Annotated in this window: 13 protein-coding genes; 8 read left to right on the top strand and 5 right to left on the bottom strand. The window is 69.6% G+C overall.

Going from position 1 to position 15,559, the window contains the following annotated elements; translation table 11 throughout:
• Positions 1 to 39 precede the first annotated feature (39 nt).
• The gene (locus ACESM1_RS10930; protein ID WP_372619994.1) at positions 40 to 1,746 is read right to left on the bottom strand and encodes a di-heme-cytochrome C peroxidase; all 1,707 of its coding nucleotides are present in this window, start codon (positions 1,744 to 1,746) and stop codon (positions 40 to 42) included.
• A 161-nt stretch (positions 1,747 to 1,907) separates the two neighbouring features.
• Here ACESM1_RS10930 and ACESM1_RS10925 point away from each other — a divergent pair, with 161 nt between their 5' ends.
• From ACESM1_RS10925 to ACESM1_RS10900, 6 genes are all read left to right on the top strand, one after another.
• Positions 1,908 to 3,104 (top strand): M20 aminoacylase family protein, encoded by a 1,197-nt coding sequence (locus tag ACESM1_RS10925; protein WP_372619992.1) that lies wholly within the window; start codon positions 1,908 to 1,910, stop codon positions 3,102 to 3,104.
• Between the two features lie 135 nt (positions 3,105 to 3,239).
• Positions 3,240 to 5,036 carry a peptide ABC transporter substrate-binding protein gene (locus tag ACESM1_RS10920; protein ID WP_372619991.1) on the top strand — a complete coding sequence of 599 codons (1,797 nt, stop codon included), beginning with the start codon at positions 3,240 to 3,242 and terminating at the stop codon, positions 5,034 to 5,036.
• Positions 5,037 to 5,055: 19 nt separating this feature from the next.
• Positions 5,056 to 6,015 (top strand): ABC transporter permease, encoded by a 960-nt coding sequence (locus ACESM1_RS10915; protein ID WP_372619990.1) that lies wholly within the window; start codon positions 5,056 to 5,058, stop codon positions 6,013 to 6,015.
• Positions 5,972 to 6,916: an ABC transporter permease gene (locus ACESM1_RS10910; protein WP_372619988.1), complete on the top strand. Its 945-nt coding sequence runs from the start codon at positions 5,972 to 5,974 to the stop codon at positions 6,914 to 6,916. The genes ACESM1_RS10915 and ACESM1_RS10910 overlap by 44 nt, the downstream gene beginning before the upstream one ends.
• Positions 6,916 to 7,902: an ABC transporter ATP-binding protein gene (locus ACESM1_RS10905; RefSeq protein ID WP_372619986.1), complete on the top strand. Its 987-nt coding sequence runs from the start codon at positions 6,916 to 6,918 to the stop codon at positions 7,900 to 7,902. Before ACESM1_RS10910 ends, ACESM1_RS10905 begins: the two co-directional genes overlap by 1 nt.
• Positions 7,899 to 8,873, top strand: a complete 975-nt coding sequence (locus tag ACESM1_RS10900; protein WP_372619984.1) for an ABC transporter ATP-binding protein — start codon at positions 7,899 to 7,901, stop codon at positions 8,871 to 8,873. Before ACESM1_RS10905 ends, ACESM1_RS10900 begins: the two co-directional genes overlap by 4 nt.
• A gap of 61 nt (positions 8,874 to 8,934) precedes the next feature.
• On the opposite strand, the gene ACESM1_RS10895 is transcribed toward ACESM1_RS10900, so the two are convergent.
• The 4 genes from ACESM1_RS10895 to ACESM1_RS10880 form a co-directional block, all read right to left on the bottom strand.
• Positions 8,935 to 9,915 (bottom strand): tripartite tricarboxylate transporter substrate binding protein BugD, encoded by a 981-nt coding sequence (locus ACESM1_RS10895; RefSeq protein ID WP_372619982.1) that lies wholly within the window; start codon positions 9,913 to 9,915, stop codon positions 8,935 to 8,937.
• Positions 9,916 to 10,010: 95 nt separating this feature from the next.
• Complete coding sequence (locus ACESM1_RS10890) at positions 10,011 to 11,150, bottom strand: HWE histidine kinase domain-containing protein (protein ID WP_372619981.1); 1,140 nt, start codon at positions 11,148 to 11,150, stop codon at positions 10,011 to 10,013.
• A 63-nt stretch (positions 11,151 to 11,213) separates the two neighbouring features.
• On the bottom strand, positions 11,214 to 13,019 hold the full coding sequence (lepA, locus tag ACESM1_RS10885; protein ID WP_372619979.1) for a translation elongation factor 4: 1,806 nt from the start codon (positions 13,017 to 13,019) through the stop codon (positions 11,214 to 11,216).
• Positions 13,020 to 13,092: 73 nt separating this feature from the next.
• Positions 13,093 to 14,280 (bottom strand): MFS transporter, encoded by a 1,188-nt coding sequence (locus tag ACESM1_RS10880; protein WP_372619977.1) that lies wholly within the window; start codon positions 14,278 to 14,280, stop codon positions 13,093 to 13,095.
• Between the two features lie 192 nt (positions 14,281 to 14,472).
• Between ACESM1_RS10880 and ACESM1_RS10875 the strand changes: the two genes are divergently transcribed.
• Positions 14,473 to 14,874 (top strand): VOC family protein, encoded by a 402-nt coding sequence (locus ACESM1_RS10875; protein WP_372619975.1) that lies wholly within the window; start codon positions 14,473 to 14,475, stop codon positions 14,872 to 14,874.
• A 116-nt stretch (positions 14,875 to 14,990) separates the two neighbouring features.
• Positions 14,991 to 15,533, top strand: a complete 543-nt coding sequence (locus tag ACESM1_RS10870) for a hypothetical protein (protein ID WP_372619974.1) — start codon at positions 14,991 to 14,993, stop codon at positions 15,531 to 15,533.
• Positions 15,534 to 15,559 lie beyond the last annotated feature (26 nt).

Raw genomic sequence — 15,559 nt, 5'->3', positions numbered from 1 at the left:
GCGCTGCCGGCACGGGCAACGTCCTGCCCGCCCGCGGGATCATTGGGCGACGAAGCGGAGCGGGTCCTTCAGGTATTCGATCACCGAAAGGCGCTGCGCCGGCGTCAGCGGCGTCGCTGGAAAGGCATGGCCCATGTTCCGGTTGCCGGGGAGCGAAGTGTCGAACCGGAAGCGGCCTGGTGCCTCCTCGGAGCGGAAGCCAAGCCTCTCCGTGTCCAGCCCTCGCCCGCCGGTCCAGAACACCGCCGGCCGCTCCGCCGGCGGCGAGAGCAGATCATAGACCGTCGGCACCGAGCCGTTGCGCAGGAACGGCCCGGTCGCCCAGATCCCGACCAGCGGGCCCGCCTTGATCGCGCCGAAATGCTCACGCGGGGCAGACCACGGCGTCGGCGGCCGCCCGCCCTGGCCCGGCGTGAAGCGGAAGCCGTTCCAGGCCAGCATCTCCTCCGGCCACAGGTTCTGCTCACGCAGTCCGCGTGCCGTGACCTGCGCCACGACGCTCCCGAAGAATTCCGGCGCCGGCACCTCCGCCCGCCCGCCGAACACCTCCGCCAGCGCGCCGGCGCGGACCATCCGCTGGCCAAGTGATGCGAGGTAGGTCGCATCGGTGCCGACGCGCGTGATCGGCACGATCCCGGCCTGGATGAAGCGCATCCCGCCCACCGCCAGCGCAGGATCGGTCATTCGCCAGGACGGCGGCGCGGTGTGGCAGCCGAGGCAGTTCTGCGCGACGATCGCCCGCCCTTCGTGCCAGCGTCCCTCGTCGATGGCGCCGAGCAGCCCCTCCGGCCAGCGCGGCGGCTCAAGAGACTGCAGCCAGGTCTCGATCGCGTGGATGTCCCGGAACCGCACGGTGGAGGCGTAGCGCGCCCCCGGCGGGCCGCGCAGATCCGCCTCGCCGAACACGCCCAGCACCTCGCCGGTGTTGCGCGCAATCGGGCTGGCGGCGATGGGCACCCACTGGACCCAGGCCTGCCGCGAAGTGGTCCAGAGGAACGGATAGCTGGTCGGCGCCGCCGGGGCGCGGTGGTTCGCCGGTTCGCCGAGCTGCAGCACGGCCAGCGCGTTGATGATCTGCCCGAGCGCATCCACCCGCCCGAAGCCCGACTCCACTGCCGGCCGCTGCACGCGCCAGAGCTCGGCCGAATGCGCCGCGTAGCTGGCGAAGCGTGGACGCAGCGCCTCCATCGGCTCGCCGGTGCGTGCCGCGAGGCGCGCGAGGCGAGCCGGCTCCCGCGCCGCCGCCTGCACCGCCGCATCCAGCTCCGCGCCGAACCGGTCGATGTCGAAGTTCGCCGGCGCGCCCTCGATCCGCAGCCGCACGCCGCGTGGCGCGACGACCTCGCTGGTGTGGCAGGCGGCGCAGGTCATGCCGAGCCAGCCATCCTGCTCGACCGCCAAGCCGATCGGCAGCCGGTCGGGGTTGAGCCCGGTGCCCGCATCGTCCGCCGCGTAGATCAGGCCATAGCGCCGCAGGTTCTCCGGCGCGGCGAAGCGCTGCCCCTCGGCATCCGCCCGCTCCAGCGCCAGGAACCAGCTGCGGGGGATCATGCGGGAGCCCTGTGGCGTGAAGTGGTAGAGGGCGCGCATCCGCGCATCCCATGCCTGGCCCTGCGGCAGCACCTGCGCTGCGCGCTCGGGCTCCGGTGCGCCGCCCACACAGCCCGCCGCGGCCAAGGCCAGTGCCCCGAGCAGGGCAAGGCGAAGGCGTCGGCCTCCATCGGCCGTGCAGGTCTTCTGGCGCATCTGTCCGGTCCCCCGCCCCTTGCCGGGGCAGGCTAGCGCAGAGCCGATAGCCGGGGGGAGAGACTTTGCTGAGCGACCCGGCTTGGCACCCGCCGCCCCACTTCCCCGCCACGGCGATCCCGTTCATGCTGGCCGAAACAGTTGACGGAGGCGACGCGCAGATGATCCATCCGGCGGTGGGGAAGGCGGCGGCGTGGCAGGCGGATCTGGCCGCCATCCGGCAGGACATCCACGCCCATCCCGAACTCGGCATGGAGGAGGCACGTACCGCCGCCCTCGTCGCACGGGAACTGCGCGCGCTCGGCATCGAGGTGACGGAGGGCGTCGGGCGCTTCGGCGTGGTCGGTACGATCCGCGGCACGCGGCCGGGCAATCGCAGCGTCGGGCTGCGCGCCGACATGGACGCCCTGCAGATCCCGGAAGCGACGGGCGCCCCCTATGCCTCGAAGTACCCCGGCATCATGCATGCCTGCGGGCATGACGGGCACACCACCATGCTGCTCGGCGCCGCGCGGTATCTCGCGGAGCATCGCGACTTCGGCGGCACCGTCCACCTGATCTTCCAGCCCGCCGAGGAAGGCCGCGGCGGCGCCAAGGCGATGCTGGACGATGGCCTTTTCGAGCGTTTCCCCTGCGACGCGGTTTATGGCCTGCACAACAAGCCGACCATCCCGGCCGGCCGCTTCGCCATCCGCCCCGGCCCGGCGCTGGCGGCGGCGGATCGCTTCAAGGTGGTGTTCCACGGCACTGGCGGGCATGGCGGCTCCACCCCGCATCTCGCCACCGACATCACGGTGGTGCAGGCGCACTTCGTGCTCGCATTGCAGACCATCGTGGGGCGGAACGTCGCGGCCACGGATGCGGCGGTGCTGAGCGTCGGCTCGATCGAGGGCGGCTCGCCGATCTCGCCCAACGTGATGCCGGCAACGCTCACCATCACCGGCACCGCACGCAGCTATACGCCCGCGGTGCGTGACCTGCTCGAGCGGCGGATCGCCGAGCTCGCGCGCGGCCTCGCCGCCATGCACGGCGCGACGGCCGAGGTGGAATACCGCCGCGGCGTTCCCGCGACGGTGAACCACGTCGAGCAGACGGAGATCGCCCGCGCCGCCGCCCGCGCCCTGGTCGGCGAGGCGGAGGTGACGGAGCACGCGCCGGTGACCGGCGGCGAGGATTTCTCGCTTATACTGGAGGCCCGCCCCGGCGCCTTCATGTTCATCGGCGGCGGCGCCGGGCCGGGCGGGACCTCGCCCAACCTGCATACCCCTCATTTCGATTTCAACGACGAGATCATCCCCCTCGGCGTCGCCTATTGGGCGAGCGTGGTGGAGCAGGAACTGGGCGGCGCCGGGGGGTAAGGCGGCGGGCGCCCGGGCGGAAGCGCCAAGATTCAGGACTGCCGCCGGGCGCCTCCTTCATGTAGTTTTCATGCAGGCGGCCATGCCGGCCCCCGCATCGGGCCGGCGAATGCGACTTGAACGGGGAGAAGAACGATGACGGAAGACGATCTTCGCCAAATGATCGGGCGCGTGAAGCGCGGCACGCTGTCGCGGCGCGGCTTCGTGCGGCGCCTTGCGGCCTTCGGCCTCACCGCGCCGATGGCCACCCAGCTGCTGGCGATCGCCGGCGCGGCGCCGGCGGGCGCGCAGAGCCTGCCGGAATACAAGCCGACCCGTCGCGGCGGCGGCGGCGCGCTGAAGATCCTCTACTGGCAGGGCGCGACGCTGCTGAACCCGCATTTCGCGGTCGGCACCAAGGACCAGGACGGCAGCCGCCTGTTCTATGAGCCGCTCGCCGGCTGGGCAAACGACGGCACGCTGGTGCCGATCCTCGCCGCCGAGGTCCCTTCGGTCGAGAACAAGGGGCTGTCCGAGGATGGGCGTTCCGTCACCTGGAAGCTTAAGCGCGGCGTGAAGTGGCACGACGGGCAGGACTTCTCGGCCGACGACGTCGTGTTCAACTGGGAATACGCGCGAAACCCGGCCGTCGCGGCCACGACCAGCGGCAGCTACACCGACGTGAACGTCGTAAAGGTGGACGACCACACGGTGCGGGTGGAGTTCCAGAAGCCCACGCCGTTCTGGGCCGACGCCTTCGTTGCGAACACCGGCATGATCGTCCCGAAGCACCTGTTCAAGGACTACGCCGGGGGCAATGCGCGCGACGCGCCGACCAACCTGCGCCCCATCGGCACAAGTGCCTACAAGTTCGCGAGCTTCTCGCCGGGCGACCTGGTGCGCGCCGAGATCAACCCGAACTACCACCTGCCGAACCACCCCCATTTCGATACCATCGAGGTGAAGGGCGGTGGTGACGCCGTCTCCGCCGCGCGGGCGGTGCTGCAGACCGGCGACTACGACTATGCCTGGAACCTGCAGGTGGAGGACGAGATCCTGAAGCGGCTGGAAGCCGCCGGCAAGGGCCGCGTGGACATCGTCGAGGGCAGCGATATCGAGCAGATCCAGCTCAACGTCACCGATCCGAACCGCGAGGTGGATGGCGAGCGCTCTCACATCAGCACGCAGCATCCCGCCTTCCGCGACCCCGCGGTGCGCGAAGCGATGTCGCTGCTGCTGGACCGCAAGTCCATCGAGCAGTTCATCTACGGCCGCGGAGGGCCGGCGACGAGCAACTTCCTCAACAACCCGCCGCGCTTCCGCTCGCCCAACACGAGCTTCGAGTTCAACATCCAGAAGGCGAACGAGATCCTGGACCGTGCCGGTTGGGCACGCGGGCGCGACGGCATCCGCGCCAAGGACGGCGTGCGGCTGCGCTTCGTCTACCAGACCTCGGTCAACACGCCGCGCCAGCGCAGCCAGGCGGTCTACAAGCAGGCGGCGCAGCGCGCCGGCATCGAGCTCGAGCTGAAGTCGGTGACGGCCTCGGTGTTCTTTTCGTCCGACGTGGCCAATCCGGACACCTACACGAAGTTCTACGCCGACATGCAGATGTACACGACGACGATGCCGCAGGCGGATCCGCAGCGCTTCATGAACCAGTTCACCTCCTGGGAGGTCGCCACCAAGGCGAACAGCTGGCAGGGGCGCAATATCACACGTTGGCAGAACGAGGAATATGACCGCGCCTTCCGCGCCGCCGAAGGCGAACTGGATCCGGTGAAGCGCGCAGCGCTGTTCATCCGCATGAACGACCTGATCGTGGGCAGCAACCACATCATCCCCCTGGTAGGCCGGCCGCGGGTGCGCGCCAGCGTGAACAACCTGCGCCCTGTGCTGACCGCCTGGGACAACGACTTCTGGATGCTCAGCCACTGGTATCGCGAGAGCTGACTCCCGCAGCCCACGCCGCGTGACCCAGTATCTCATCCGTCGCCTGATCATCGCGATCCCGAGCCTGCTCGGGATCAGCGTGGTCCTCTTCACCGTTCTCGCGCTCGCCCCCGGCGACCCGTTCGAGGAACTGGCGACCAACCCGGCGATCCCGCCCGAGGTGCGCGCGAATCTCCGCGCCAGCCTCGGGATGGATGACCCGATCCACGAGCGCTACGTTGCCTGGCTGACCTCGATGCTGCGTGGCGAATGGGGGTTTTCCTTCGTCAGCCGCAGTCCCGTGGCGGACCTCATCCTGCAGCGCCTGCCGACCACGATCGCGGTGATCGGCGCCTCGCAGATCCTGGCGCTGGCCATCGCGCTGCCGGTCGGGATCTATGCCGCGACGCGGCCCTATTCGATCTTCGACCAGATCGCCAACACGCTGGCCTTCGTCGGCTTCTCGCTGCCCACCTTCTTCACCGGCCTGCTCTTCATCCTGCTGTTCTCGATCTACCTGGACTGGCTGCCCTTCGTGTACCGCACCGAGATCGAGGCGAGCGGCTGGCGATGGTGGTGGGAGCAGCTCCGCCAGTCCATCATGCCGGTGATGGTGCTGGGCCTGTTCCAGGGCGCGGCCTGGACACGCTTCGTCCGCTCCGCGGTGCTGGACGTGATCCGGCTCGACCACGTCACCACCGCCCGCGCCAAGGGCATCCGCGAAAGCGCGGTCACCATGCGCCATGTCGTGCGCAACGCGATGATCCCGGTGGTCACGCTGGTCGCACTGCAGATGCCGGTGGTGTTCGGCGGCGCGATCGTGACCGAGCAGATCTTCCGCGTCCCCGGCATCGGCTCGCTGCTGATCAGCGCGGTGCTGGCCAACGACACGCCGGTGATCATGGCGGTGACCTTCGTCTTCGCCTGCCTCGTCGTCTTCTTCAACCTCCTGGCTGATGTGCTGTATGGCTGGCTCGACCCTCGCATCAGCTACCGCTAGGCCGGCGCCCCTCGCCGCGCGCCCGCGTGTCGGGCCATGGAAGGAGGCCTGGCGGCGCTTCCGCAAGCATCGGCTTGCGGTGGCGAGCGCGGTCATCCTGGCCTTCCTGGTCATCGCCGTGCTGTTCGGGCCGCTCGTCTGGGGTCTGCCGATCGACGAGATCGACTTCATGGCGCGGCTCGAGGGGCCATCGCTGGCGCATCCGCTCGGCACCGACGATCTCGGCCAGGACCTGCTGGCGCGCATCCTCTATGGCGGACGCATCTCGCTGGCCGTCGGCTTCGCGGCGATGGCGGTGGCGGTCACCTTCGGCGTGCTGGTCGGCGCCGTGGCGGGGATGAGCGGGGGCAAGCTCGATGCCGCGCTGATGTGGGTGACGGACCTGTTCCTCTCCCTGCCGCAGCTGCCGCTGCTGCTGCTGATCATCTACCTGTTCCGCGACGCGCTGACCGGCGTGGTCGGCCCGGAGCTCGGCGTGTTCATCCTCATCGTCGCCGTGATCGGCGGCTTCAACTGGATGCAGGTGGCGCGGCTGGTGCGGGCACAGTTCTTCTCCCTGCGGGAGAAGGAATTCGTGGAGGCGGCGCGCGCGCTCGGCGCCTCCCGCGCGCGGCTCGTGCTGCGCCACATCCTGCCGAACGCGCTCGGCCCGGTGATCGTCGCGGCGACCATCGATGTGGCGGCGGCGATCATCGCGGAGAGCACGCTCTCCTTCCTCGGCCTCGGCTTCCCGCCGGACATCCCGACCTGGGGGCGGCTGCTGTTCGACGCGAAGGACAACCTCGATTTCGCGCCGCACTGGGCGATCTTCCCGGGGCTCGCGATCTTCCTGACGGTGCTGAGCATCAACTTCGTCGGCGACGGCCTGCGGGATGCGCTCGACCCGCGGCGGGTCAAGTGATGGAGCCCCGCATCCTCGACATCCAGGGGCTGAAGGTCCACTTCGCCACCGACGACGGCATGGTCCGCGCGGTGGATGGCGTGGACATCGGCGTGGAGCGCGGCGAGACGGTCTCCATTGTCGGCGAATCCGGCTGCGGCAAGACCGTCACCGCGATGACGATCCTGAAGCTGATCGCCATGCCGCCGGGCCGCATCATGGCCGGGCGGATCCTCTGGCAGGGTCGCGATCTCGTCCCCCTCGGTTCCGACCAGATGCGCGCCATCCGCGCGAAGGAGATCGGCTTCGTCTTCCAGGAACCGATGACCTCGCTCAACCCGGTCTACACCGTCGGCCAGCAGATCGCGGAGGCGGTGCGCGAGCATGAGGGCTTGTCGAAGCGTGCCGCGCTCGACCGCGCGGCGGAGATGCTGCGGCTGGTGAACATCCCGAACCCGCAGGGCCGCGTGCACGACTACCCGCACCAGTTCTCCGGCGGCATGCGCCAGCGCGTGATGATCGCCATGGCGCTCTCCTGCAACCCGAAGCTGCTGATCGCGGACGAGCCGACCACCGCGCTCGACGTGACGATCCAGGCGCAGATCCTCGACCTGCTGAACGAGATGAAGGAGCGGCTCGGCATGGCCGTGCTGCTCATCACCCACGCCATGGGCGTGGTGGCGGAGACGGCGCAGCGCGTGGTCGTGATGTATGCCGGCAAGGTGGTGGAGGAAGCGCCGGTGGAAGCGCTGTTCGAGGCGCCGCGGCACCCCTACACGCAGGGCCTCATCCGCTCGATTCCAAGACTCGACCTCGCCGCCACGCAGCATCGCCGGCTGGAGGCGATTCCCGGCACCGTGCCGAGCCTGCTGCACCCGCCGGCCGGCTGTCGCTTCGCCGCGCGCTGCCGTTTTGCAACCGGCGCCTGCGAGGCGGAGGAGCCGGCGCTGCGCGAGATCACGCCCGGCCACAAGGTCGCCTGCATCCGCGCGGAGGAGATCGCGTGACGCAGCCGCTTCTGCAAGTTGACAACCTGGTCAAGCGCTTCGCGGTGAAGGGCGGCATCCTGCGCCGCACGGTGAGCGAGGTGCATGCCGTCTCCGGCGTCTCCTTCGACCTGGCACCGGGCGAGACGTTGGGCCTCGTCGGCGAATCCGGCTGCGGCAAGTCCACCACAGGGCGGCTGATCCTGCGACTGATCGAGCCGACCTCGGGCCAGGTCTGGTTCGAGGGGCAGGACGTCACCGCGCTCGACGAGCAGCAGATGATCGCGCTCAGGCGCGACATGCAGATCATCTTCCAGGACCCCTTCGCCTCGCTGAACCCGCGCATGACCGTCGGCGCCATCATCGGCGAGGCGCTGATCATCCACGGGCTGGCGAAGACCGCGCGCGAGCGCGAGGCGCGTGTGGCGGAGCTGCTGGAGACGGTCGGCCTGAACGCCGACCAGATGCGGCGCTTCCCGCACGAGTTCAGCGGCGGCCAACGCCAGCGCATCGGCATTGCGCGCGCGCTGGCGGTCTCGCCCAAGCTGATCATCTGCGACGAGCCGGTCAGCGCGCTGGACGTCTCCATCCAGGCCCAGGTCGTGAACCTGCTGGAGGACCTGCAGGAGAAGTTCGGCCTCACCTATCTCTTCATCGCGCACGATCTCTCGGTGGTGGAGCACATCAGTGACCGGGTTGCGGTGATGTATCTCGGCCGCATCGTGGAGATCGCCTCGGCGCGCGAGCTCTACACCACCCCGCTGCATCCCTACACAGAGGCGCTGCTTTCTGCCGTGCCGATCCCGGATCCCAAGGTGAAGCGCCAGCGCATCCGGCTGGAGGGCGACGTGCCCAATCCGCTCAACCCGCCGAGCGGCTGCCATTTCCACACGCGCTGCCCGATCGCGGATACGGGACGCTGCCGGACCGAGGTGCCGGAACTGCGCGAGGCGCGGCCCGGCCATCGTGTGGCGTGCCACCACCGGGGCTGACCGCCGATCAGGCCACCCTGCGCGGCCCGCCCCCCGCCTTGCTCGGGAGGGAGCGGGTCGCTCAGTCCGCGAATTGCCCCGCCGCCTGGATCAGCGGCCGCCACTTCGCGATGTCGTCCTGCCAGAACTGACGATGGATCTCCGGCGTCGCGCGTGCCACCGGCACCGGCGCGGTGCCGAGATCGGCGAAGCGGCGCGCCACATTCTGATCCTGCAGCGCCGCGACCAGGGCGCGGTTCAGCTGCGCAACGATTGGCTGCGGCGTGCCCTTCGGCGCATAGAGGCCGTGCCAGACGCTGACCTCGAAGTTCGGCAGCCCGGCCTCGGCCGCGGTCGGCACCTCAGGCAGGGAGGCGACGCGCTCCCGCGTCGTGACCGCATAGGCCTTCACGGTGCCGGCGCGGATCTGCTCGGTGGTGTTGGTGGTCTGGTCGCACAGCACATCCACGGTCCCGGCCAGCAGGTCGTTCATCGCCGGCGCCGTGCCGCGGTAGGGCACCGTCGTCATTGCCGTGTCCATGGACTTCATGAACAGCAGGCCGCAGAGATGACTCGCCGCGCCGATGCCGGCATTGGCGTAGTTCAGCTTCGTCCCCTCGCGGCGGATCACCTGCACCATCTCCTCCAGGTTGGCGGCCGGGAAGTCGCGGCGTGCGATCAGCGTCATCGGCACCTCGGTCACCAGGCCGAGCGGCTCGAAGCCGTTGATGGGGTCGTAGGCCAGGCGGCGGTAGAGCGTTGGGATCGTCGCCATGCCGATATGATGCAGCAGGATGGTGTAGCCGTCCGGACGGGCACGGGCGACGCGCTGCGCCCCAAGCGTGCCGCCGGCACCGGCGACATTCTCCACCACAATGGTCTGGCCGAGCTCGGCGCCCATCGCCTGCGCCACCAGGCGCGCGACGGTGTCGGTGGGACCGCCGGCGGCAAAGGGAACGACCATGGTAACCGGCCGCGTGGGGTAGCTGCGCTGGGCGCGGGCGGGGGCGGCAAGGACCGCCGCCGCGGCGCCGAGCAGGGCGCGCTTGCCTATGGGGACCATGGGGTGGGACTCCTTGGATGCGTGTGATTCCGGCCGCGGTTCTGTTGCCGCTGAACCCGGCATCTAGGTAGGCGCTGCCCGTCGCGCCAGTTCCCTCAGCGCTTCGTCCCCGCGGTCGAGTCGGCCGGGCTGCCGAGCGGCACCTGCAGGCGGCAGACCAGGCCCTCCGGTGCCCAGTCCAGCATCACGCGACCCCCTGCTTGGCGCAGCACGCCCTCGAGCACTCGGGAGCCGAAGCCGCGGCGCTGCGGCGGCGTGACTGGCGGCCCGCCGGCCTCGGCCCAGCGCAGCGCGAGCACGGGCTGGTCCGAGTCAGCCTGCTCGAGCGCCCAGGTGACCGTCACACTGCCTTCGGCGCTGGAGAGCGCACCATGCTTCACCGCATTGGTCGCCAGCTCATGCGCCGCCATGGCCAGAGGCTGGGCGGTTCGGGCCGGCAACATCACCGGCGGACCGGCCAGCTCCACCCGCTGGGTGGCGAGGAAGGCCGACAACTCCCCGGTCAGCAGCGCCCCCAGCTCCGAGCCCTGCCAGCGCGCATCGGCGAGCATCGCGTGCGCGCGGGCGAGGGCGGCGATGCGGCCCTCCACGGCGCGGGCATATTGCTCGGCATCCCCCCGCGGCGTCAGCCGGAGCGCCGATTGCACCACGGCCAGCACGTTGCGCGCGCGGTGGTCCACCTCCAGCATCAGCAGCGCCTGGCGCTCCTCCGCGGCCTTCCGCTCGGTGATGTCGAGGCCGATTCCACGCAGGCGCACCGCCATGCCGGTCGCCGCGTCGCGGACCACCCGCCCGCGCCCCACCAGCCAGCGGGTCGCGCCGTCATCGAAGCGCGTGAAGCGGAACTCGGTGTCCCAGGTGTCGAGCCTGCCCTCGATCGCTTCCCGGATCGCCGCCGCCATCGCGCCACGGTCGAGGGGGTGGATGCCCGACATCCAGGCCTCCTGGCTCGGCGGAACCGACGGATCGGTGCCGTGCAGGGCGTGGCAGCTATCCGACCAGTGCAGCACGCCTGTCTCGACATCCCATTCCCAGGAGCAGATTCCACCTGCTTCCTGTGCGAGCCTGAGGCGCGCCTCGCTCTCCCGCAGCGCAGCCTCGGCGGGCCCACCGGCAGCTTCGAGCGCCCGTGCCAGGCGGGCATTCTCGGCCTCGAGTTCCGCCAGGCGCCGGCGCAGCGCGTCGGCCGCCGGCAATCCGCCGCCGTCTGGCAGGTCGTCGCGACTCTCGGGCATCACGGCGAATGTCAGACCACGGGCGGGCCTTCGGTTCAACCGTAGGATGCCGGGAGGATCCGATCAGGCGTCCATCTTCAGCGCGGCGATGAAGGCGCTCTGCGGGATCTCGACCTTGCCGAACTGGCGCATGCGCTTCTTGCCCTCCTTCTGCTTCTCGAGGAGCTTGCGCTTGCGGGTGATGTCGCCGCCGTAGCACTTGGCGGTGACGTCCTTCGACATGGCGGAGATGGTCTCGCGCGCGATCACCCGGCCGCCGATCGCGGCCTGGATCGGGATCTTGAACAGCTGGCGGGGGATCAGCTCCTTCAGCTTCTCGCAGATCTGCCGGCCGCGCCGGTCCGCCTGGCTGCGGTGCGCCATGAAGGACAGCGCATCCACCGGCTCGCTGTTCACCAGGATCGAGATCTTCACCAGATCGCCGGCCTGGTAGCCATCCACCACGTAGTCGAAGCTGGCATAGCCGCGGCTGATCGACTTCAGCCGGTCGTAGAAGTCGAACACCACCTCGTTCAGTGGCAGGCGGTACACCGCCATGGCGCGATTGCCGACATAGGTGAGCTCCACCTGCTGGCCGCGCCGCTCGTTGCACAGCGTCAGCACCGGGCCGAGGTAGTCGTCCGGCACCATGATGGTGGCCTTGATCCAAGGCTCCTCGATCTCCGCGATCACCGAGGGATCGGGCATGTCGGCCGGGTTGTGCAACTCCATGGTTTCGCCGTTGGTCTTGCGGATCTTGTAGACCACGGAAGGCGCCGTCGCGATCAGGTCGAGGTCGAACTCGCGGGAGAGGCGCTCCTGCACGATCTCCAGGTGCAGCAGCCCAAGGAAGCCGCAACGATAGCCGAGGCCCAGCGCCGCGCTGTTCTCCGCCTCGTAGTGGAAGCTGCTGTCGTTCAGCCGCAGCTTGCCCACGGATTCGCGCAGCTTCTCGAAATCGTCCGCATCGACCGGATAGAGGCCACACCAGACGACCGGCACGGACGGCTTGAAGCCCGGCAGCGCCTCGCTGGCGGGGTTGCGGTCCTCGGTCAGGGTGTCGCCGACATTGGTGTCGGCCACCGTTTTGATCGCGGCGGTGACGAAGCCCATCTCGCCGGGCGAGAGGTAGTCCACCGGCACCATCTTCGGCGTGAAGACGCCGACCTGCTCGACCGTGTGGGTGGAACCGTTCGACATCATGCGGATCTTCTGGCCCTTCCGCAGCGTGCCGTCCTTCACCCGCACCAGCACCACCACGCCGAGGTAGCTGTCGTACCAGCTGTCCACCAGCAGCGCCTTGAGCGGGGCGTCGGCCTTGCCGGTCGGCGGCGGCAGGCGGGTGACGATCGCCTCCAGCACGCCTTCGATGTTCAGCCCGGTCTTGGCGCTGATCATCACCGCATCGGACGCATCGAGCCCGATCACGTCCTCGATCTGCTGCTTCACCCGGTCCGGCTCGGCGGCCGGCAGGTCGATCTTGTTGAGGACGGGCACGATCTCGTGATTGGCGTCGAGCGCCTGGTAGACGTTCGCCAGCGTCTGCGCCTCGACCCCCTGCGAGGCGTCCACCACCAGCAGGCTGCCCTCGCAGGCGGCCAGCGACCGGGAGACCTCATAGGCGAAGTCCACATGGCCGGGCGTGTCCATGAGGTTCAGCGTGTAGGTCTTGCCGTCCTTCGCCGGGTAGGTCAGCCGGACGGTCTGCGCCTTGATGGTGATGCCGCGCTCGCGCTCCAGCTCCATGTTGTCGAGGAGCTGTTCCTTCATCTCGCGCGCCGCCACGGCGCCGGTGGTCTGGATCAACCGGTCGGCAAGCGTGGACTTGCCGTGGTCGATATGCGCGATGATCGAGAAGTTGCGGATGCGGTCGAGGGGAACGTCGGTCATTGCGGGGATCTGGGGACCCTGGGGGTTCCCGCCCCACATAGGGGCTGTGCGGCGCGGTGGAAAGCTTTGGCTGTCAGCCTGCCCGCGGCAGCAGCGGCCGCAGCCGCCACATCGCCCAGGCGCCAAGGAAGGGGCCGGGTGCCAGCACCGCGAAGGCCCAGTCCCAGCCGAGCCAGCCCACCGCCATCGGCACCACCCCGATTGTCACCGCGGTGAGCAGGAAGCCGAGGCTCGTCTGCACCGTCAGCATGGTGCCCACGTAGTCGGGCGGCGAGAGGCTGACGATGCAGGCCGAGAACTGCGCCGAATCGGCCACCACCGTGAAGCCCCAGAGCAGCGCGATGGCCAGCACCACCAGGGGCCCGAGCGCCGCCGCCGGCCCGATCAGCACCGCGCAGGCCCCCGAGGCCAGCATGCACAGCGAAGCCACCGCCGCACGATCCCAGCGGTCGGCCAGCACGCCGGCCAGCACGCAGCCAACCGCACCGGCACCCAGCACCGCGAACACCCAAGGCCCGGCCTGGCCCGGCGCCCCGCCGAGCACACCCGCCAGGAACAGCCCGATCCAGGCCCACATGGCGTAGAGCTCCCACATGTGGCCGAGATAGCCGAGGTTGGCGAGCCTCAGCCCCTTGTTCCGCCATGCTTCCAGCGCCTGGGAAGGCCTGAATGGCGGCCGCGCGCCGAGCAGCGGTCCCGGCCGGAACGCCAGGATCGCGACACCTCCCGCCGCCGCCAGCACCCCTGCACCGAGATAGGCCGCCTGCCACCCGATCCCCCCCAGCAGGGTCGGGGCCAGATGCGGCAGGGCGGAGCCGAGCGTGACCGCCCCCACCAGCAGTCCGATCAGCAGGCCGAGGTCGCCCTCCGCCCAGCTCGCGGCGAGCTTCATCCCCACCGGATAGACCCCCGCCATCGCCGCCCCCGCCACGAAACGCAGCAGCAGCGCCGCCACGCCGGAGGGAGCCACCAGCGTCTGGGCCAGTGTCGCCGCCGAGGCCAGCAGCCCGCAGGCGAGGAAGAGAAGCCGCGGATCCCGCCGGTCCGCGAGCGACAGCACCGCCGACACCAGTGTGCCGACGACGAAGCCGAGCTGCACCGCCATCGTCAGCCAGCCCGCGCGGCCCGATGTCACCAGCCCCTCGGCCAGCAGGTCCGGAACGGCCGCGGTGCCGGCGAACCATACCGACAGGCTCAGCACCACGGCGAGGCAGAGCACCGCCAGATGCCGCGCCTTGCCGCCTTCCCGTACCGTGCCCATGCCGCCGACCGACTCCTGCCCCGAGACAGCCTGCCGCAGTTCCGCGCCGCGGTCAGGGTGGCGCCGCGATCCGAAGCATCGGCCACGACACCGCGAGCCGGCCAACCCGACCCACGATCCGATTGATGAGAACGCCGGCCTGTGTCTAAACTTAACCCATGGGTTTACCGTCCACTCGCAAGGAGCGCCCTCATGCAGATCGAGCCCTACCTGTTCTTCGATGGCCGTTGCGAGGAGGCGCTGGCCTTCTACCGCAAGGCGCTCGGCGCCGAGGTGGGCGAGGTGATGCGCTTCCGCGACAACCCCGACGGCATGCACGGACCCCCGGGCAGCGAGGACAAGGTGATGCACGCGGTGATGCGGGTCGGCGGCGCCAGCATCATGGCCTCGGACGGGCATTGCGCCGGCCAGCCCAGCTTCCAGGGCTTCGGCCTGGCGCTGAGCGTGCCGGATGAAGCGACCGCCGACCGCTTCTTCGCCGCGCTGGAGGATGGCGGGCAGATCCGCATGCCGCTCGGCAAGACCTTCTTCTCGCCGCGGTTCGGCATGGTGCAGGATCGCTTCGGCGTGCTCTGGATGATCATCGTGCAATGATCGCCGAGCACACGCAGGGGGTGATGCGTTGAAAGTCGTATCGCGCGCGGCGCGAAACATCTAGCCTTGCGCGCGCGCGGCCGGCACCGCGCCAGGGCAGGATGGAGACAGACACGATGGCCGTTCTCACCGTCACGTCGGCGCAACTCGACAGGATCGGGTTCTACAAGGTGATGCGGAACTTCATCATGTTCCCGCGCAAGGGCTGGCATATCAGGCTGGACCAGAAGCCGCATGGGCGGAACGGCCCCCTGTCGCTGGCGATCCTGGACGGCAAGAACGCGCCGACCGGCGACTACAGCTACCTGATCAGCAGTTTCCACGTGAAGCGCGACGAGAACCACTCCTTCAACAGCACCACAGAGGGGCCGCTGCTCGGCGCCAAGATCGTGCAGGAGGAGTCGGACTACGTTTATTTCAAATATGTGGATGGCGGCGTCTGGCAGCCGATCTGGGGCTACAACAAGCTCGAACAGAAGCACAAGGGCCAGAGCATCTGGAAGCGCGACAGCGCCGACGTGGACCGTGACGACTGGGGCTTCGCCTGCGAGAACGCACGCTGGTTCCTCAAGCAGCTCTCGAAGGCGGTGGGCAGCGACCAGGGGCTGGCCATGGGCCCGATCCAGGGCGCCGAGGCGCACCTGTTCGGCCAACTCTGACGCGGTGGCGCCGCGGCCGACCGGAT

The organism is Falsiroseomonas sp., assembly GCF_041690465.1.
In the GTDB taxonomy this organism is placed as follows: Bacteria; Pseudomonadota; Alphaproteobacteria; order Acetobacterales; family Acetobacteraceae; genus Falsiroseomonas.
Note: the sequence above shows the minus strand (reverse complement) of the source record. Positions and strands in the feature narration are given on the sequence as shown.

Excerpts from the sequence above, each read along its gene's own strand:
- ACESM1_RS10905 (WP_372619986.1), top strand. The coding sequence starts at position 6,916 with ATGGAGCCCCGCATCCTCGACATCCAGGGGCTGAAGGTCCACTTCGCC.
- ACESM1_RS10870 (WP_372619974.1), top strand. The coding sequence starts at position 14,991 with ATGGCCGTTCTCACCGTCACGTCGGCGCAACTCGACAGGATCGGGTTC.
- ACESM1_RS10875 (WP_372619975.1), top strand. The coding sequence starts at position 14,473 with ATGCAGATCGAGCCCTACCTGTTCTTCGATGGCCGTTGCGAGGAGGCG.
- ACESM1_RS10890 (WP_372619981.1), bottom strand. The coding sequence starts at position 11,150 with ATGCCCGAGAGTCGCGACGACCTGCCAGACGGCGGCGGATTGCCGGCG.
- ACESM1_RS10910 (WP_372619988.1), top strand. The coding sequence starts at position 5,972 with ATGTGCTGTATGGCTGGCTCGACCCTCGCATCAGCTACCGCTAGGCCG.
- lepA (WP_372619979.1), bottom strand. The coding sequence starts at position 13,019 with ATGACCGACGTTCCCCTCGACCGCATCCGCAACTTCTCGATCATCGCG.
- ACESM1_RS10930 (WP_372619994.1), bottom strand. The coding sequence starts at position 1,746 with ATGCGCCAGAAGACCTGCACGGCCGATGGAGGCCGACGCCTTCGCCTT.
- ACESM1_RS10895 (WP_372619982.1), bottom strand. The coding sequence starts at position 9,915 with ATGGTCCCCATAGGCAAGCGCGCCCTGCTCGGCGCCGCGGCGGCGGTC.
- ACESM1_RS10925 (WP_372619992.1), top strand. The coding sequence starts at position 1,908 with ATGATCCATCCGGCGGTGGGGAAGGCGGCGGCGTGGCAGGCGGATCTG.
- ACESM1_RS10880 (WP_372619977.1), bottom strand. The coding sequence starts at position 14,280 with ATGGGCACGGTACGGGAAGGCGGCAAGGCGCGGCATCTGGCGGTGCTC.
- ACESM1_RS10920 (WP_372619991.1), top strand. The coding sequence starts at position 3,240 with ATGACGGAAGACGATCTTCGCCAAATGATCGGGCGCGTGAAGCGCGGC.